The 18,577-nt window shown below is 64.6% G+C and carries 18 protein-coding genes and 1 tRNA gene; 15 read left to right on the top strand and 4 right to left on the bottom strand.

Translation table 11 applies throughout. The features are described from left to right. Positions 1-7: 7 nt before the first annotated feature. The 5 genes from H7A76_RS04110 to H7A76_RS04090 all read left to right on the top strand — a co-directional run bounded on the left by H7A76_RS04110 (position 8) and on the right by H7A76_RS04090 (position 6,481). On the top strand, positions 8-823 hold the full coding sequence (locus H7A76_RS04110) for an ABC transporter permease (RefSeq protein WP_185697331.1): 816 nt from the start codon (positions 8-10) through the stop codon (positions 821-823). 513 nt (positions 824-1,336) lie between these two features. Next, complete coding sequence (locus H7A76_RS04105) at positions 1,337-1,813, top strand: formate dehydrogenase subunit gamma (protein ID WP_185697330.1); 477 nt, start codon at positions 1,337-1,339, stop codon at positions 1,811-1,813. Continuing rightward, the gene (locus H7A76_RS04100; protein WP_221775103.1) at positions 1,813-3,369 is read left to right on the top strand and encodes a formate dehydrogenase beta subunit; all 1,557 of its coding nucleotides are present in this window, start codon (positions 1,813-1,815) and stop codon (positions 3,367-3,369) included. The genes H7A76_RS04105 and H7A76_RS04100 overlap by 1 nt, the downstream gene beginning before the upstream one ends. Then, positions 3,366-6,263 carry a formate dehydrogenase subunit alpha gene (fdhF, locus tag H7A76_RS04095; RefSeq protein ID WP_185697328.1) on the top strand — a complete coding sequence of 966 codons (2,898 nt, stop codon included), beginning with the start codon at positions 3,366-3,368 and terminating at the stop codon, positions 6,261-6,263. The genes H7A76_RS04100 and fdhF overlap by 4 nt, the downstream gene beginning before the upstream one ends. After that, on the top strand, positions 6,260-6,481 hold the full coding sequence (locus tag H7A76_RS04090; protein WP_185697327.1) for a formate dehydrogenase subunit delta: 222 nt from the start codon (positions 6,260-6,262) through the stop codon (positions 6,479-6,481). The genes fdhF and H7A76_RS04090 overlap by 4 nt, the downstream gene beginning before the upstream one ends. A gap of 49 nt (positions 6,482-6,530) precedes the next feature. Here the strand turns inward: H7A76_RS04090 and H7A76_RS04085 are convergent, their stop codons facing one another. Then, on the bottom strand, positions 6,531-7,175 hold the full coding sequence (locus H7A76_RS04085; RefSeq protein WP_185697326.1) for an amidase: 645 nt from the start codon (positions 7,173-7,175) through the stop codon (positions 6,531-6,533). A gap of 217 nt (positions 7,176-7,392) precedes the next feature. Between H7A76_RS04085 and H7A76_RS04080 the strand changes: the two genes are divergently transcribed. Beyond that, positions 7,393-8,778: a sodium:solute symporter gene (locus tag H7A76_RS04080; protein WP_185697325.1), complete on the top strand. Its 1,386-nt coding sequence runs from the start codon at positions 7,393-7,395 to the stop codon at positions 8,776-8,778. Between the two features lie 28 nt (positions 8,779-8,806). Then, entirely contained in the window at positions 8,807-9,763 is a 957-nt protein-coding gene (speB, locus tag H7A76_RS04075) for an agmatinase (RefSeq protein ID WP_022639209.1), read from the top strand. Positions 9,764-9,836: 73 nt separating this feature from the next. Here the strand turns inward: speB and H7A76_RS04070 are convergent, their stop codons facing one another. From H7A76_RS04070 to H7A76_RS04060, 3 genes are all read right to left on the bottom strand, one after another. Continuing rightward, positions 9,837-10,247, bottom strand: coding sequence for an SRPBCC family protein (locus H7A76_RS04070; RefSeq protein ID WP_185697324.1), 411 nt, complete (start codon positions 10,245-10,247; stop codon positions 9,837-9,839). Between the two features lie 85 nt (positions 10,248-10,332). Beyond that, positions 10,333-11,343, bottom strand: coding sequence for an aldo/keto reductase (locus H7A76_RS04065; RefSeq protein ID WP_185697323.1), 1,011 nt, complete (start codon positions 11,341-11,343; stop codon positions 10,333-10,335). Positions 11,344-11,502: 159 nt separating this feature from the next. Continuing rightward, entirely contained in the window at positions 11,503-12,399 is an 897-nt protein-coding gene (locus tag H7A76_RS04060; RefSeq protein ID WP_185697322.1) for a LysR substrate-binding domain-containing protein, read from the bottom strand. A 127-nt stretch (positions 12,400-12,526) separates the two neighbouring features. On the opposite strand from H7A76_RS04060, the gene H7A76_RS04055 reads away from it, so the two are divergent. The 8 genes from H7A76_RS04055 (at position 12,527) to H7A76_RS04020 (ending at position 18,516) form a co-directional block, all read left to right on the top strand. Beyond that, complete coding sequence (locus H7A76_RS04055; protein ID WP_185697321.1) at positions 12,527-13,318, top strand: SDR family NAD(P)-dependent oxidoreductase; 792 nt, start codon at positions 12,527-12,529, stop codon at positions 13,316-13,318. Between the two features lie 134 nt (positions 13,319-13,452). Continuing rightward, a tRNA-Thr gene (locus H7A76_RS04050) sits at positions 13,453-13,528 on the top strand. Between the two features lie 322 nt (positions 13,529-13,850). After that, positions 13,851-14,834, top strand: coding sequence for an AraC family transcriptional regulator (locus tag H7A76_RS04045; RefSeq protein WP_185697320.1), 984 nt, complete (start codon positions 13,851-13,853; stop codon positions 14,832-14,834). Positions 14,835-14,993: 159 nt separating this feature from the next. After that, positions 14,994-15,305: a hypothetical protein gene (locus H7A76_RS04040; protein WP_260497905.1), complete on the top strand. Its 312-nt coding sequence runs from the start codon at positions 14,994-14,996 to the stop codon at positions 15,303-15,305. A gap of 164 nt (positions 15,306-15,469) precedes the next feature. Further along, entirely contained in the window at positions 15,470-16,030 is a 561-nt protein-coding gene (locus H7A76_RS04035; protein ID WP_185697319.1) for a hypothetical protein, read from the top strand. Then, complete coding sequence (locus tag H7A76_RS04030; protein ID WP_185697318.1) at positions 15,999-16,598, top strand: hypothetical protein; 600 nt, start codon at positions 15,999-16,001, stop codon at positions 16,596-16,598. The genes H7A76_RS04035 and H7A76_RS04030 overlap by 32 nt, the downstream gene beginning before the upstream one ends. Positions 16,599-16,967: 369 nt before the next feature. Further along, entirely contained in the window at positions 16,968-17,354 is a 387-nt protein-coding gene (locus tag H7A76_RS04025; RefSeq protein WP_185697317.1) for a c-type cytochrome, read from the top strand. Positions 17,355-17,385: 31 nt separating this feature from the next. After that, positions 17,386-18,516 carry a lysozyme inhibitor LprI family protein gene (locus H7A76_RS04020; RefSeq protein ID WP_185697316.1) on the top strand — a complete coding sequence of 377 codons (1,131 nt, stop codon included), beginning with the start codon at positions 17,386-17,388 and terminating at the stop codon, positions 18,514-18,516. Positions 18,517-18,577 lie beyond the last annotated feature (61 nt).

Here is an 18,577-nt window from a genome sequence, read left to right as displayed (position 1 = left end):
GGTCACTATGAATACACATCGCACTGCCTTGAGTACCCGGCTGATCGCCGTGGTCGCCATGGCCTTCATGCTGTTCCCGTTGCTGACGGTGATCCCGGTGTCCTTCACCGCCAAACGCTACCTGTCGATGCCCGAGGGCAACTGGTCGCTGCGCCACTACCAAGCCTTGCTGAGCAATCCCGACTGGCTGTCGAGCATCGGCCAGAGCCTGGCCATCGCCACGGCCACCAGCCTGATCGCCACCTTGCTGGCGGTGAGCTTCAGCCTGGGCATCTGGTACCTGCGCTCGCGCCTGGCGACCCTGCTGATCGGCCTGGTGCTGCTGCCCATGGCGATCCCGCCGGTGATCTCGGCCCTGGTCCTGTACTTCATGGAAACCAAGCTGGGCAGCATCGCCCCGGGCTGGGGCTACGACAGCCTGCCCGGGGTGGTGATCGCCCATGTGGTGATGGTGGTGCCCTACGGCGTAGTGACCATGCTGGTGGCGCTGAGCCAGGTGGACCGGCGCATCGAGCTGGCCTCGCGCAACCTGGGGGCCAGCCTGATGCAGACCACCTTCCTGGTGATCCTGCCGAACCTCAAGCTGGGGATCTTCTCCACCGCGCTGCTGAGCTTCGCCCTGTCCTGGGAAGAGGTGGCCGTGACCCTGTTCATCACCAGCATCGACGTCAACACCCTGCCCCGGCGGATCTGGAGCGGCTTGCGGGACAACGTCGACCCCAGCGTGGCGGCCATTTCCGTGCTGCTGATCAGCCTGACCCTGCTGGTGCTCATCGGCCGCCTGGTGCTGCAGTACTACGCCCAGCGCCGCGCCCGTTACTGACCCACCTTCTGGTGGCGGGGGCGCTTGCTCGCGCGGGATGGCAGCGTCGGTCCAATACCTGGGTCCCGCTTGCCACCGACGCGCCGTGGAGCCAGGTTCTACGGCCGCTGCGCGCCCGAGCGGAAGCAAGCTCCCTCGCTACAACCGCCTCCGATCACCCGGATTATTCGGCCAGGAACTGACCGAAGTCACTTCTGGCCCCATGGGTTTGGTTCCATAGTGCGCGGCTCGTCCCACGGGCTTGCACCGTCTCTTCTAGACTCAATGGAGAGTCGCTTTCGGAACTGAGCAAGTCGCTTTGGGGCGGAGCAATCAGAGGCAGCGTGTCAAGCTGCCCTTTATGCCCTGAACAGGTGCGGCGACGACCGCACCGGGTACGACAAGATACCCATCCAGGGTGCATGGCTACCGGCCGGATCGCCGCGCTACCGTGACGTGGCAACCAGGGCCGCAGCCGGGACTTTCGGACAACCGACAACCACCAGGTGTGTCCGTGACCGTGAGGAATGCTGTATGCCTGATGAATCGCTGCACCTGCCTGTGATCCACACCCTGCTGGAGCGCCACAAGGACGTTCCCGGGGCGTTGCTGCCGCTGCTCCACCAGATCCAGGAAGAGCTGGGCTACATCCCCGACCTGGCCATCCCCGCCATCGCCCATGGGCTCAACCAGAGCCAGGCCGAAGTGCGCGGCGTGATCAGCTTCTACCATGACTTTCGCACCGCACCGCCCGCGCGGCACATCCTGCGCCTGTGCCGGGCCGAATCCTGCCAGAGCCGGGGCGCCGAGCAACTGGCGGCGCAGCTGCGCGAGCGCCTGCAACTGGACGACCATGGCAGCAGCGCCGATGGCCGCATCAGCCTGCGACCGGTGTACTGCCTGGGCGCCTGCGCCTGCTCGCCGGCCCTGGAGCTGGACGGCCAGTTGCATGCCCGGCTCAGCGCCGAACGCCTGGACGCGTTGCTCGACAGCTGCCGGGAGGAGGCGTGATGAACCTCTACCTGTCCTGTGATTCCCTGGCCCGCGCCGTGGGCGCCGACCAGGTGGCCGATGCCTTGCTGGCCCAGGCCGGCCAGCGCCAGCTGCCGCTGCAATTGCAACGCACCAGTTCCCGTGGCCTGTACTGGCTGGAACCGCTGCTGGAAGTCGATACCCCCGAAGGCCGCCTGGGCTTCGGTCCGCTGAGCGTGGCCGACGTGCCGGCGCTGCTGGACGCCCTGCAAGCCGATCCGGCCAGCCATCCCCTGGCCCTGGGCCTGGTGGAGCAGATTCCCTACCTCAAGAGCCAGCAGCGCCTGCTGTTCGCCCGCGCCGGCATCACCCGGCCGCTGTCCCTGGAGGACTATCGGGCCCACGGCGGTTTCGCCGGCCTGGAGCGCGCCATCGCCCTGGGCGGCGAGCAGACCGTGGCCGCGGTGCTCGACTCCGGCCTGCGTGGCCGGGGCGGCGCGGCCTTCCCCGCCGGGATCAAGTGGCGCACGGTGCGCGAGACCCCGCCGCAGCAGAAGTACGTGGTGTGCAACGCCGACGAGGGCGACTCCGGGACCTTCGCCGACCGCATGCTGATGGAGGGCGACCCCTTCCTGCTGATCGAGGGCATGGCCATCGCCGGCATCGCCGTCGGTGCCAGCCAGGGCTATATCTATGTGCGCTCGGAATATCCCCAGGCAGTGGCCACCCTGCGCGCGGCCCTGGACCTGGCCCGGGACGCCGGCTACCTGGGGGCCGATGCCGGCGGGAGCGGCCAGCCCTTCGACCTGGAAGTGCGGGTCGGCGCCGGGGCCTACATCTGTGGCGAGGAAACCGCGCTGCTCGACTCCCTGGAAGGCAAGCGCGGGATCGTCCGCGCCAAGCCGCCGATTCCGGCCCTGCAAGGCCTGTTCGGCCGGCCGACCCTGGTGCACAACGTGCTGACCCTGGCCTCGGTGCCGCTGATCCTGGCCAAGGGCGCGCCCTTCTATCGCGACTACGGCATGGGCCGCTCCCTGGGCACCATGCCCTTCCAGCTAGCGGGCAATGTCCGCCATGGCGGCCTGGTGGAACGGGCCTTCGGCCTGACCCTGGGCGAGCTGCTGCATGACTACGGTGGCGGTACCGCCAGCGGCCGGCCACTGAAGGCGGCCCAGGTCGGCGGCCCTCTCGGCGCCTGGGTCCCGCCCGCGCAGTTCGATACACCGCTGGACTACGAGGCCTTCGCCGCCATGGGCGCGATGCTCGGCCACGGCGGCGTGGTGGTGGCCGACGACAGCCTCGACCTGGCCCACATGGCACGCTTCGCCCTGCAGTTCTGCGCCGAGGAATCCTGCGGCAAATGCACCCCGTGCCGTATCGGCTCGACCCGTGGCGTGGAGGTCATCGACCGCCTGCTGGCGGCTCCCGGCCCCGAGGAGCGCCAGCACCAGGCGCTGATCCTCAAGGACCTGTGCGACACCCTGCAATACGGCTCGCTGTGCGCCCTGGGCGGCATGACGTCCTACCCGGTGGCCAGCGCCCTCAAGCATTTCCCTGCCGACTTCGGTCTGCACACCACGGAGGCCGACCAATGATCACACTCTTCGACCCCGCCAAGGACATTGACCTCAACGCCGTGGACCTGGGGACCCCGGCCCGCGACAGCCAGGTACAGGTCAGCCTGAGCATCGACGGGCGCAGCATCAGCGTGCCCCAGGGCACCTCGGTGATGCGCGCCGCCGCGCTGCTGGGCACCAGCATTCCCAAGCTCTGCGCCACCGACAGCCTGGAGGCCTTCGGTTCCTGCCGCATGTGCCTGGTGGAAATCGACGGCATGCGCGGCTACCCGGCCTCCTGCACCACCCCGGTCAGCGAGGGCATGGTGGTGCATACCCAGACGCCGAAACTCGCGAGCCTGCGCCGCAATGTGATGGAGCTGTACATCTCCGACCACCCGCTGGACTGCCTGACCTGTTCGGCCAACGGCAACTGCGAGCTGCAGACCGTGGCCGGCCAGGTGGGCCTGCGCGAAGTACGCTATGGCTACGACGGCGCCAACCACTTGAGTGACCAGAAGGACAGCTCCAACCCCTACTTCGACTATGACCCGAGCAAGTGCATCGTCTGCAACCGCTGCGTGCGCGCCTGCGAGGAAACCCAGGGCACCTTCGCCCTGACCATCAGCGGCCGGGGCTTCGAATCCCGGGTGGCGGCGGCCGGCGGCGACAACTTCCTGGATTCCGAATGCGTGTCCTGCGGCGCCTGCGTGCAGGCCTGCCCCACCGCGACCCTGATGGAAAAGAGCGTGGTGGAAATGGGCCAGCCGGACCGGGCGGTGATCACCACCTGCGCCTACTGCGGCGTGGGCTGTTCATTCCGCGCCGAGATGAAGGGCGAGCAGCTGGTGCGCATGGTCCCGGACAAGAATGGCCAGGCCAACCATGGCCATTCCTGCGTCAAGGGCCGCTTCGCCTGGGGCTACGCCACCCACCCGGACCGCATCACCAAGCCGATGATCCGCAAGCACATCAGCGACCCGTGGCAGGAGGTCAGCTGGGACGAAGCCGTGCAATACGCCGCCAGCGAGCTGCGGCGCATCCAGCTCAAGTACGGTCGCGACTCCATCGGCGGCATCACGTCCAGCCGCTGCACCAACGAGGAAACCTACCTGGTGCAGAAACTGGTGCGGGCGGCCTTCGGCAACAACAACGTCGACACCTGCGCCCGGGTCTGCCATTCGCCCACCGGCTACGGCCTCAAGCAGACCCTGGGAGAATCCGCCGGGACCCAGAGCTTCGATTCGGTGATGCAGGCCGACGTGATCCTGGTGATGGGCGCAAACCCCAGCGATGCCCACCCGGTGTTCGGCTCCCAGCTCAAGCGCCGCCTGCGTGAAGGGGCGCGGCTGATCGTCATCGACCCTCGGCGCATCGACCTGGTGGACTCGGTCCACGCCCGCGCCGAGCTGCACCTGGCCCTGCGCCCGGGGACCAACGTGGCCATGCTCAACGCCCTGGCCCACGTGATCGTCACCGAGGGCCTGGTGGACCAGGCGTTCGTCGAGGCCCGCTGCGAGCCCGAGGCCTTCGCCCTGTGGAGCGCCTTCGTCAGCCGTGCGGACAACTCGCCGGAGGTGCTGGGCGCCATCTGCGGGGTCCCGGCGGCCGACATCCGCGCCGCGGCCCGGATCTACGCCACTGGCGGTAACGCGGCGATCTACTATGGCCTGGGCGTCACCGAGCACAGCCAGGGCAGCACCTCGGTGATGGGCATCGCCAACCTGGCCATGGCCACCGGCAACATCGGCCGCGAAGGGGTCGGGGTCAACCCGCTGCGGGGCCAGAACAACGTCCAGGGTTCCTGCGACATGGGCTCCTTCCCCCACGAGCTGCCAGGCTACCGGCACATCTCCAACCAGACCGTGCGCCAGGAGTTCGAGCAGGCGTGGAACGTCAGCCTGCAACCCGATCCGGGCCTGCGCATTCCCAACATGTTCGAGGCGGCCCTGGGCGGCAGCTTCAAGGGCCTGTACTGCCAGGGCGAGGACATCGCCCAGAGCGACCCCAACACCCAGCACGTGACCGCCGCCCTGTCGGCCATGGAATGCGTGGTGGTGCAGGACATCTTCCTCAACGAAACCGCCAAGTTCGCCCATGTATTCCTGCCTGGGGCCTCGTTCCTGGAAAAGGACGGCACCTTCACCAACGCCGAGCGCCGCATCTCGCGGGTGCGCAAGGTCATGGAGCCGCTGGGCGGCAAGGCCGACTGGGAAGGCACCCTGGCCCTGGCGGCGGCCCTGGGGTACCCGATGCACTACGAGCATCCGTCGCAGATCATGGATGAGATCGCCCGCCTGACCCCGACCTTCAACGGCGTCAGCTATGCCAGCCTGGACCGTCACGGCAGCCTGCAATGGCCGTGCAACGCCCAGGCCCCGGACGGTACGCCGACCATGCACATCGACGAGTTCGTGCGCGGCAAGGGGCGCTTCATGCTCACCGGCTACGTGCCCACCGACGAGAAGGTCAACAGCCGCTATCCGCTGCTGCTGACCACCGGGCGCATCCTCAGCCAGTACAACGTCGGCGCCCAGACCCGGCGCACCGACAACGTCGCCTGGCACGCCGAGGACCGCCTGGAGATCCACCCCACCGACGCCGAGAGCCGCGGCATCAGCGAAGGCGACTGGGTCGGCATCGGCAGCCGCGCCGGGCAGACCGTGCTACGTGCCCGGGTGACCGAGCGGGTGGCGCCGGGAGTGGTCTACACCACCTTCCACTTCCCCGAGTCGGGCGCCAACGTCATCACCACCGACAACTCCGACTGGGCCACTAACTGCCCGGAGTACAAGGTCACGGCGGTGGAGGTCAGCCGGGTCTACCATCCGTCCGAATGGCAGAAGCGCTACCAAGCCTTCAGCGACGAGCAGCAGCGCCTGCTGCAAGCCCGCGACCGGTCCCGGAGCCACAAGGCGGAGGTGCGCCGATGAGCACCGCCAACCTGGTCAAGATGGCCAACCAGATCGCTTCGTACTTCGCCAACGAGCCGGACCAGGCCCAGGCGGCAAGCAGCGTGCGCAACCACATGCAGCTGTTCTGGACCCCGGCCATGCGCCAGGAGCTATTGGCCTGGCACCGGCAGCAACAACAAAGCGAGCTGCATCCGCTGGTGCGCCAAGCCATCGACTCCTCCGGCCAGCCCACCTAGCCCAGCCACGCCCTGGCCTGCCATCAGCACAGGCCCGGGCGTGATCCCCTCACCGACCGGAACAGCGCTGCTGCGCCGGCGCGCTGGTCTGCAACGCCAAAGGCATGCTGGCCCCCGGCTTGCTCAGGGGCAGCAGCTGGTACACGGTGAATACGCACATTGCCTCCACCTCGCCGCCGGCCACCGGAATGTAGTTCAGGCCGACATAGGCCTCGTAGCTCTTGCCCGGTTCGAACACCACCACCTTCTGTACCTGCGGGCAGGTGCGGTAGGCGTTGCCGGTTCCCCCGGCCGCCACCCCGCCGCCCTCCAGCAGGAACGGGCGTCCGGCGGGAACCCGGTATTCGGTGGCGACCTCGGAATATTCGCCCTCACCGCGGCGAATGGCCCCGGGGTAGTCCGGCAGCTTCGGGGCGAATCGCGGCAGCATGTCGATCTGCCGAGGGGCCTCGGGAAACTGTGGATAGTTGACGTTCGGCCGGTGCTCGCTGCCGAAACGCCCGGCCTTGGCCAGGCGCTGGTTGTCGCCGATGCAGCCGGCATAGGCCCCACCGCGCACTTCACCGTTGGTGATCACCCGCAACTGCGCCACCGACGCGCCCAGGGGCGGCTCCGAATAGGGCTCCACTGGCTTGACGCTGCACGCGCCAAGCGAGCCCAACAACGCCACCAGGGCCAGACTTCTGACATTCATCGCTACTGCTTCCTTTGACTGATTGCGCCGCGTGGCCCGGGCAGGCTATCGGCAGGAATGGCGCAGACTTCATGGCGGCCCGGGCAAAACCACGCCACCGGGCCACTTGCGTGAAAACACAAGCCAGCTTGCGCCTGCCGGGATGTATCCCGGCCAATCCACGATCTACCCTGCGCTCACCTGCCTGCACAACAAGAACAACCAGGGAGCACCGGTTATGGCACTCGATTATGCGGTCATGTTGGTCTACGTCCTGCTGATGGCCGGCCTTGGCTGGTGGGGCATGCGCAAAGTGCGCAACCAGGACGATTTCCTGGTGGCCGGGCGACGCCTGGGCCCGGCGCTGTACCTGGGCACCCTGTCGGCGGTGATGCTCGGCGGCGCCTCCACCATCGGCTCGGTACGCCTGGGCTACAGCCATGGAATCTCCGGGTTGTGGCTGGTGTTCATGCTGGGCCTGGGGATCATCGTCCTGAGCCTGGTGCTGTCCCGGCAGATCGCCCAGTTGCGGGTATTCACCGTGACCCAGATCCTCGAACAGCGGTACCAGGCCTCGTCGCGCCTGATCGGCGGCTGCGTGATGGTGGCCTACGACCTGATGGTGGCGGTCACCGCGACCATCGCCATCGGCTCGATCACCGAGGTGGTGTTCGACATCCCGCGCATCCCGGCGATTCTCTGCGGCGGCACGCTGGTGATCTTCTACTCGGTGATCGGCGGCATGTGGTCGCTGACCCTCACCGACATCATCCAGTTCGTGATCATGACCCTGGGCATCTTCTGCGTCCTGCTGCCCATGAGCGTCGGCCAGGCCGGCGGCCTCGAAGCCATGCAGGCGAGGTTGCCGGCGGGGTTCTTCGAGTGGGGCAACATCGGCCTGGACACCCTCCTCGCCTACTTCCTGCTGTACTTCTTCGGCGCGCTGATCGGCCAGGACATCTGGCAGCGGCTGTTCACCGCCCGCAGCGAACGGGTGGTGCGCTACGCCGGCCTCGGCGCCGGGGTCTACTGCATGTTCTACGGCGCCGCCTGTGCCCTGGTGGGGGCCGCCGCCAAGCTGCTGCTACCGGACCTGGCGGTGGCCGAGAACGCCTTCGCCGAAGTCACCCGCAACGTACTGCCGGCCGGACTGCGCGGACTGGTGGTGGCCGCCGCCCTGGCCGCCATCATGTCCACCGCCAGTGCCTGCCTGCTGGCCTCGGCCACGGTGCTCAAGGAAGACATCTACAGCCGCTTCCTGACCCGCGGCCGGGAAAACCACCTGGCCAGCAGCCGCTGGATCACCCTCGGCCTGGGGGTGGCGATGCTGCTGATGGCCTGTCTGGTCAACGACGTGATCGCCGGCCTGAGCATCGCCTACAACCTGCTGGTGGGCAGCCTCTTGGTGCCGATCATCGGCGCCTTGCTGTGGCGCCGGGCCTCGGCTGCCGGGGCCATCGCCTGCATGGTCAGCGGCAGCCTGACGGTGATCGGCTGCATGGCCCGCGACGGCATCCTGGCCAACACCCCGATCTACTACGGCCTGGGCGTCAGCCTGCTGACCTTCGTCGCCGTCAGCCTGATGAGCCAGCCGGCACCGACTCTGCGCAGCAGCGCCGATTGATCCCTGAATCCACAACGAGGAATCGCCCATGTCCCAGTCTTTCCCGCAGCCGATAGACGCTGCCCTGGTCCCGCGCTTCGCCGGTATTCCAAGCTTCATGCGCCTGCCGCTGTTCGACGACCCGGCGCAGGTGCAGATCGCCCTGGTGGGGGTGCCCTGGGATGGCGGCACCACCAACCGCGCCGGCGCCCGCCATGGCCCGCGCGAGGTGCGCAACCAGTCGAGCCTGATGCGCAAGGTGCACCACGTCAGCCGTATCGCCCCCTATGACCTGGTGCGGGTCGGCGACCTGGGCGATGCCCCGGTCAACCCCATCGACTTGTTGGATTCGCTGAAACAGATCGAGGGTTTCTTCAGCCAACTGCACCAGGCCGGCGCGGTGCCGTTGTCGGTGGGCGGCGATCACCTGGTGACCCTGCCGATCTTCCGGGCCCTGGCCCGCCAGCGGCCGATCGGCATGGTGCACTTCGATGCCCATTCCGATACCAACGACCGCTACTTCGGCGACAACCTCTACACCCACGGCACGCCCTTTCGCCGGGCCATCGAAGAGGGCCTGCTGGACCCCAGGCGCACGGTACAGATCGGCATCCGCGGCTCGATCTACTCGGCCGACGACGAAGACTTCGCCAAGGACTGCGGGATCCGCGTGATCCACATGGAGGAATTCGCCGACCTGGGCGTCGAGGCGACCCTGGCCGAAGCCCGGCGCGTGGTGGGCGCCGAGCCGACCTACATCAGCTTCGACATCGACGTGCTCGACCCGGCCTTCGCCCCCGGCACCGGCACCCCGGAGATCGGCGGCATGACCACCCTGCAGGCCCAGCAGCTGATCCGCGGCCTGCGCGGCCTGAACCTGGTGGGCGCCGACGTGGTGGAAGTCTCGCCGCCCTTCGACCTCGGCGGCGCCACCGCCCTGGCCGGCGCGACCCTGATGTTCGAGCTGCTGTGCATCCTGGCCGAGTCGGTGGCGAACCGGGGTTGAAACGCGCCCATGAAAAAACGCCGTGCCCGGCGACGAGCGATCGCCGCCGGGCACGGCGCCTTGGGTGCCGCGATCAACCTTGCAGGGCTTGCTTGAGCGCTGCCAGGCCATCGGCGTAGATGGTAGTGAACAGCTCGATGGCTTGTGCGTCGCTGATGCCGGCTGGCACGAACGAGCCGGACCACTCGACGCGCGAGCCCTTGCCGCTCTCTACCACGCGCAGGGTCGACTGGTAGTCGCGCACGGGGGCTGGCCCCTGGAGGATGGTGTAGCTGTAGCTGCGACCGGCTTCGTTGAAGTCCAGCAGGCGCTCGATGATGGTGTCGCCTTCGGCGCTCTTGAGGCTGCGGACCCGGCCGCCTTCGCTCAGGGCGCTGTGGGGGATGAAGGGCAGCCAGTCGGGCAGCGAGTCGAAGCCGCCGATCAGTTGCCAGACGCGCGCAGCGTCAATGTTCAGTTCGATGGAAGCTTTGGCCTGGGCCATGATGATTTCTCCTGGGGCTACAGCCCCTTCAATAAGGTCGCAAACGCTTGCGACAGGGCCGCCAGGCGGCCCCGCGCGGGTAGGATCACTGGGCTGGAACAGGCGCCACTGGGTTGATCAGGCCCTGCTCGCGCAGGTTCTGCCAGAAGGCGGCCGGGATCACCGCGCTGATGGCGGCGTGGTCTTCATTGGCGTGCAGTGGGCGGGTCGAACCGGGGATCACCGAGACCACCGCCGGATGGGCCAGGGCGAACTGCAGGGCCGCAGCCTTGACGTCCACATCGTGGGCACGGGCAACGGCGCGGATGCGCTCCAGCTTGGCCAGCACTTGCTGGTTGGCCTGCTGGTACTCGAAGTGCTCGCCACCGGCGGTGACACCCGAGCTGTAAGGACCGCCGACGACGATGCCGACACCTTGCTCCACCGCTTGCGGCATGACCCGTTGCAGGGCGCGGTCGTGGTCCAGCAGCGAGTAACGGCCGGCCAGCAGGAAGCCATCGGGACGGGGTTCGTCCAGGTCCAGGGTCAGTTCGATCGGCTCGACGCGGTTGACGCCCAGGCCCCAGGCCTTGATCACGCCTTCTTCACGCAGGCGGGAGAGCACGCGGAAGGCGCCGGTACGGGCGATTTCGAACTGGGTCAGCCATTCGTCGCCGTAGAAGTCCTGGGCGATGTCGTGGATCCAGACGATGTCCAGGTGGTCGGTGCCCAGGCGCTCGAGGCTGTCTTCGATGGAGCGCAGGGTGGCATCGGCGCTGTAGTCGTTGACGATGCGGTTGCGGTTGCCGTGTTCGAACAGGCCGCTCTTCTCGCCCAGTTCACGGGCGGCAGGGTCTTCCAGTTCGTCGAGGATGATGCGGCCGACCTTGCTGCTCAGTACGTATTCGTTGCGTGGACGCTTGGCCAGTGCGGCGCCCAGGCGGCTTTCGGAGAGGCCGGCACCGTAGAAGGGGGCGGTGTCGAAGTAACGCACGCCGTTGTTCCAGGCGGCATCGACGGTGGACTGTACTTCTTCGGCGGATACGGCGCGGAACATGTTGCCCAGTGGGGCGCTGCCGAAACCTAGGCGGGTTGGGATCAAGGATTTGAGGCTCATGGATTGCTCCGGGTTGGGGGGAGTCGCTTGTGAACTCCAGTGAGCGCATCCTAAAACCGGCCAAACGAGACCGTCCAAGTCATAATTCGACAGACTTAAGACTATAAAGGTCAAATCGCCCTAGGACCGCTCCCCGCCCCCAGCCAGGCCCCTCCAAGTTCAGCTTGCCGCCCCCGCCAGCACCATCTCGCGGAAATCCCCGACGATCGGCCGCAGGTCGACACGGTGCCAGGCCGCCCACAGGCCGGTGCTCTGCTGCAACCAGGGCAGCTCGCGCAGGACCACGTTCGGGTTGCCTTCGCCATGGATGCTCTGCTGGATCAGCGCCAGGCCCAGGCCGGCGGATACCAGGCCCAGGGCGCTCAGCGGCTCGGCGGCTTCCAAGCGGATCTGCGGGGTGAAGCCCGCGGCCACGCAACTGGCCAGGAAGCGCTCGCGCCGGCTGGGCTGCAACTGGCCTTCGACCATGATCCAGTCCTGCTCGTGCAGGTCGGCCGGTTCGATGCTGGGCTTGTCCGCCAAGGGATGCCCCAGGGGCAAGGCCAGGCGCAGCGGGTCGTCGAACACCTGGGCGGCCACAAGCTCCGGATCGTCGGTGGCCGGCGGTTCGCAGACCAGGGCGATGTCCAGGCTGCGTTGGCGCAACCCTTCGAACTGCTCCTGGGCCGACAGGTTGTACAGCGCGATATGGATACCCGGGCGCTCTTCACGCACATGGCGCAAGGCACCGGGCAGCACCCCGGCATGGATCGCATGGCTGACGTAGCCGATGCACAGCCCGCCCGTCTCGCCACGCCCCAGGCGCCGCCCCAGGGACTCCAGGCGCTCGGCATGCTTGAGCAGGGCCCGGGCTTCGTGGAGGAAGGTGCGACCGTCGGACGTCAGGCGCAGGCGTTGTTGGCTACGCTCGAACAGTTGCAGGCCGAGGCGTTCTTCCAGCTGGGCGATCTGCCGGCTCAGCGGCGATTGGGAAATGTGCAGTTGCTCGGCCGCCTTGCCGACGTGCTCGACTTCGGCGACGGCGACGAAATAACGCAATTGTCTAAGATCCAGCATATGACCCTCAGGGACTCAAGTCTGACCAATTAAGTCATATGCGATCTTACTGGCGATGTTTAGGATCTCGCCATATCGAATCGATCACCGGCACAGGTCTCGTGCCCCCAAGATGAGGAATCCGAACATGCAAATCGATCTGGGCGGCAAGACCGCCATCATCAGTGGCTCCACCGGCGGCATCGGCCTGGGCATCGCCCGAAGCCTGGCGGCCTCCGGCGCCAGCGTGGTCATCGTCGGCCGCAACGCGGCCTCGGTGGCGGAAGCCGTCGCCGGCATCCACGCCAATAACGGCAGCGCCCGGGGCGTGGTCGCGGACCTCGGCACCGCGGCCGGCGCCGATATCCTGTTCGCCGCCGCGCCCCAGGCCGACATCCTGGTGAACAACCTGGGCATCTACAACGATGTCGACTTCTTCGACACCGACGACCAGCAATGGATGGATTTCTACGAAATCAACGTGCTTTCCGGCGTGCGCCTGTCCCGCCACTACACCCCGGGCATGGTCGAGCGCGGCTGGGGCCGGGTGATCTTCCTGTCCTCGGAATCGGGCGTCGCCATCCCGGCGCAGATGATCAACTACGGCGTCACCAAGGCCGCCAACCTGGCCGTCTCCCATGGCCTGGCCAAGCGCCTGGCCGGCACCGGCGTGACCGTGAACGCGATCCTGCCGGGCCCGACCTTCACCGAAGGCGTGGCCAACCTGGTGGCCGACGCGGTGCGCCAATCCGGTCGCAGCGCCCGGGAAGAAGCCGACGCCTTCGTGCGCCGCGAGCGCCCCAGCTCGATCATCCAGCGCGTGGCCGAAGTCGAGGAAGTGGCCTCCCTGGTGACCTACATCGCCTCGCCATTCTCCTCGGCCACCACCGGTGCGGCCCTGCGCGTGGACGGCGGCGTGGTGGACAGCCTGGCGATCTGAACCGCCACACCAGGCGCCCGGCCCCGCAACCACGACAGGTTGCGGGCCCATCCGGCGCTGAGGCCCGGGCAAAAATAGTCAGTTTTCAGGGGTTTACAGAACCCCGCCAATCGCTATAATCGTCGCCCTGACACGCCGGTATAGCTCAGTTGGTAGAGCAACTGACTTGTAATCAGTAGGTCCCGGGTTCGATTCCTGGTGCCGGCACCATATAAGACAAAGCCCTCGCAGCGATGCGAGGGCTTTGTCGTTTCCAGGATCAAGAAATCCTCTCCCAATGCCTTGAGCAGGGTTTCTCGGTTCCCGGGAGCTTCAGACTCGCTTCCTGCCCCCTCGCCAGCTTCTGGCTTCACCTGAGTTCGCGCACTGGCCTCATGCTTCTTGCAGCCGCGCCCTGCCTGAAGCCACGCTGATATTGTGGCGGGTTCGCCCCTTATGGTGCTGCGCGGTCGTCGGTACGACTGGGTCGAACGTTTTGCGCTAGTGTTTCCCTGCGGACCAGGACGGTCCTTCGACGCAGGTGCAAACGCTCATGACCCACCCAACGTCCTCCATCAAACTCAGCATGCTTCAGCAAATAGCGCCCTACCTGAGCATGCATGGGGTATCGCCGCAGGAGTTCTTTCGAGGTTACGGTATTTCCCCTCAGGTTTTTCAATACCCGGATGCCTGGATGCCCCGGGCGACCTGCTTTCGTATAGCCAGTGAAATGACCGCGCTCACACAGGACCCCTTCGCGGGTGCAACGGCGGGGTATTTGATCGAAGTACGCTCCCTCGGCGCCTGGGGCGAGTTGATCCTGGGTTCGTCCAATCTCGCTCAGACGTGCGCAGTGGCGGCGATCCATACGAACTTACTGCATCAAGGAAGCGACGTAAGAATCGTCACCGAAGGCCGTACGCTGAAACTGATCCGACAATCCACCGGACAGCACGGGGCGAATCCGAAGCAGGCCATTCTCGGCACCCTGGCGCTGCTGAGAAAAGTACCGCTGATGTCCGGAGAGCCATGCGCCATCCGTGTGCATTTGCAAAACCCGAGGCAACGAGGGAATGAGGCACTGGAAAAGTACCTGGGGCCGAATCTGCACATGAACGCGCAGCACAACATGATCGAATTCGATCGTGAGTTACTCGACATCTCTGTGCAGCTCGGCCGGGATGACGCCTGGAAAGTCGCCGAGGCCTTGAGGTCGACCGCGAAAGCCGCCGGCATGCTTATCGAACGGATCGGGGATCAGAATCGATCCACACTGACCGCCATATCAAGAAACCTGGGCTTGTCTTCCCGAACGCTACAGCGTCGCCTCAAATATTGCGGCATCGACTTCGAAGACCTGCGGGACAACACTCGTCGCAACGAAGCGCTACAACTGATTGCCAGCGGCAAGTACAGCGCAACCGAAATTGCCTACATGGTGGGCTACAGTGATCAAGCGCACTTTACCCGAGCTTTCAAGCGCTGGACCGGAAGTTCACCAGCGCGCTACCGCTCGCTCTTGAAAGTTGATCGCTAAGCTCTTCGCCTGCCCCTTCCCGCAACTAGCGGGCGCCTTCCAATGGCGCCCTTCTCGACACTGGCTTGTTGTACTTTTGGCACCAAATGGCAAGTTTCCAGAAGGAGGGGCTTATACAGTCTGAAAGAAAGTGCCCACTTGAAAGAGCCAGAGGTCTACATGCCCGAATCATCCATGGCCTGCATCGTCGCCTTGACGCTGGCCACTTTTGCCAATGCACACGCTCAGTCATCCGCTGACGCAACGGTGCGGGTAGATGGCGATAACTTTGCTCGTGCCGAGTCCGATCTTTATATGAGGTGGGCTCAGGCGAGCCAGATACAAGTGCGTGATGCCCTGGCTGTTCTGGGTTCGCCCATTCCCGGCTACAACCAGTCCTTTGGCTCTAAAGGCAGGGTCGATCCGAGCCACCACTTGATCGGTGGATGCGACGTAAAGACCGTTAACTGTCTGGTTACGACACCCGGCTGAACTATAGCGCCAGGCTCTACCTACCAAGCAACAAAATACTGCGCGGCAAAGGAGGCGTCCAAAACCACAATCCGTCGATTTATAAGTTTGATTACTCGAGCAAAAGTGAGTTTGCCTGATCGATAGGCCACGGCCATCGGTGTTAATAATGAAAGGAGTTCATCATGAAGAAAGTAATGCTTTGTTTCGCCTTGTTATTTAGCTTTACATGCAGCTTTGCCATGGCAGCAGGCCGTCCCAGCTATCCCTTTAATGATAAAATCGCCAGCGGCTTGTCGCGTCACCATATTATTCCATGGGAAGAATTGGTCGAATTTGGCACCGACAATTTCACCAGCGATACAGACAGAACGAACTTGATCAATGCCATTATCGGTACCCGTACTGTCAATCTCGGCTCATTCCAGGGCAATGTACCGCTGTTGGTCGCCGGACTGCATACGCCGCAAAATCCCGAGGCCGTAGAAGTCTGGCAATCATTACTGGCTTGGACTCAGGGGAATCTGGTCGTGGGAACCAATACTCGCCCAGATGACCCCGGCAGCAAGTTTGATCAGGTTGCCTATAACTGCCTGAAAGTTGTTAACCACGATGCGACCTATACCGTTATTTTTGCTGACTGGGAAGCGCCGACAGCGACTCCAGCAGCGAAAAAACAGTATTTCCTGACCATGGCAGCGCATGACATTGCGGATGCTGCAGGCCAGCCATGCTGGAAACCTTGATCTCATTCATCATGACGCGCAGGAAAAAATCATGGCTAATATTATTACCGTAGGCAGCATTACAACCCCTAACCCTTTTCTTTGGTTGAATCCGGATACATTGGGCCTGCCCGATGTCGTCTACATCATTCAATCAAGTGCTCCCAAAGGCGACTGGGTAGATGTAGGGCAGTTCTGCGCTGTGCTATCCAGCGCCTGGCTCAATGATGCCAAACATCCGGCAAAGTTCGATATTCGCAACTTTGACGATCCGGGCAAGATCCAGTTGGCTCAGCAAGTGATTGAGGCATCGAATAGCTTGGCCTCCCAAGTAAAAGCGGCGGAGCAGGCGATACACGGCAAGTCCAAGTCGAAGGACCAGGTTACCAAGGACTTTTCGACATACAACACCGGCACTAAAATCTGGGCGGGAAATGATAGGCATGTCATTGGCATCTACATCATTAGCGCCACGGAAATGCAGGTTTATGATTCGAATCTAGGCACCGCAACCAAAAAGCCGCGCACCGCCTTTGCGCAAGTAGTGGCGGATTATCAATTGAACGCTTTTGTAGTAGCTACCGCTTAATGTTGGCAGGCGATGCGCATCAAGTGCGCATCGCCTGCCTGTTTTACATGATTGGGTTAGTGTTTGAACGGGCTTGAATTCATGTAAAACGCAACTACCCAAAAATCAAATACTGCCTATCAACTCAACAATGGCTCTGAACTAAAAAGCTCACACCAAGGCCGGAAGTTCCTGTCGGGCTTTTCGGCGTTGGCCGGCGACCGGGTCACGGGGTCAATTATCGCCAGGACGGGTGTGTCTACGACCTTGTCCAGAAGGGCCCGCCACTGGGTATTCAGTGGGCGCTTGCGAGCCTTGCATGGCAAGGCTCCCCCCAGGCATGCGCTTCATGCTCCAATAGCCGCCGACTCCAGCTGCACGCAGGCCTCCATGAAACCCATCGCCGTATCCATCCTCGCCCTGTTGCTCCACTCCATGCTGTTCAGCGCCCCGGTCGTGGCCGGCGATGCCGAAGCCGGCGCCAAACTGTTCAAGCGCCTGTGCAGTGGTTGTCACAATATCGGGCCTTCGGTGCGCAGTTCGTTCGGGCCCGAGCTGAACGGCATCATCGACCGCCCGGCCGGCAGCGCCCAGGACTACCAGTATTCGACGGCGATGAAGTCCTCGGGCATCGTCTGGACCCGGGACAAGCTCACCCAGTACCTGCAAGATCCCAAGGGCGTGGTGCCCGGCACCCGGATGATTTTCTGGGGCTTGAGCGACGAAGAGAAAATCGACAACCTGCTGGCCTATCTACAGACCTTCACCAATCCCTGATCCCGTTTCGCTTCCCTACAAGGATGTTTCGATGAAGCTTTCCCTGCTGTCCCTGGCGACCGCCGGCCTGACCCTGGCCGTGCTCGCACCGCAAGCGGGCGCCGCCGGTTTCGACTGTGCCAAGGCCTCGACCTCGGTCGAGAAGGCGGTTTGCAACGCGCCGAAGCTCTCCGCCCAGGACGATGAATTGAATCGTCGCTACAACGAGCTCAAGCACCTGCAGGTGTTTCGCCTGCTGCAAGTGCGCTGGCTGCGCGAGGTTCGCGATACCTGCACGTCGGACGACTGCCTGGAGGGGGCCTACCGCGCCCAGTTGAAGATGCTCGCGCCGCTGCCGATCCCCCCGGCCCCGGGCCAGAACCAGTTGCTGCCCATGGACCCGACGCGCCAGTACCGTCTGGATGAAGCCGAGCATTGGCAGCGCTTCCCGTTGGCGGCCTTCCCTGCCGTACCCCCTCGGGGCGACAAGCAGATCGTCGACGCCCAGGTGATCGATGGCGTGTTGCGCGTGGTGCTGTTCACCGGCCTGTACCAGCGGGACCAGGGCGGCTTTGTCGGGACCCTGTATGAATATGCCGATGACCAGCCGGGCCTGTATCCCATCGCCCGGGACATCGCCTTCACCGGCTGGGCCGCCCAGGGCAACAACGACCAGGGCCTGCGCTTCGCCGGGTTCGACGGTGGGTTGCTGTACTACCGCCAGCGTATCGGTGGCGACTTGCAGCAAAGCATGACCTACCGCCTGGGTTCACGCAGCGCGCCCGAGGCCAGCCTGAAGTCGTACCAGACGCCCTCCAATACCCTGCGCCATGCCCGGGCGCGGGTGGGCCAGGACCTGAATGCAGACAATTCCAGCCTGTCCCTGGACTACGACCAGCAGAGCCACAATACCTACAGTGAAAATGTCACCGCGCACAACGACACCGAGGAGGGCTGGAGCATCGTCAACCCGACCTGGAGCGCTACCCGCCCGATCATGTACTTCGACAACGAAGGGCCGCGGGCCTGTATCTGGCGAGTCGACACGCAGTACAAGACCTTGTTCAAGATCGTGCCCGAGCATGAAGCCGTCTCGGCACGCCCGATCGACCTGCATGGCCGCGAGGCGGTGGTCTACCTGGAAGGTGACCAGCTGAAGTTCGCCTTCAAGTACGACGACTGAGGGCAGGTGCCAGGGCAAAAAAAGGCTCGTCAATGACGAGCCTTTGTTTCATGGTGCGACC

Origin of the sequence: Pseudomonas sp. MSSRFD41 (genome assembly GCF_014230245.1) — a bacterium.
Classification (GTDB): Bacteria; Pseudomonadota; Gammaproteobacteria; order Pseudomonadales; family Pseudomonadaceae; genus Aquipseudomonas; species Aquipseudomonas piscis.
The sequence above is the reverse complement of the archived record's forward strand: the minus strand, read 5'-3'. Positions and strand labels throughout refer to the sequence as shown.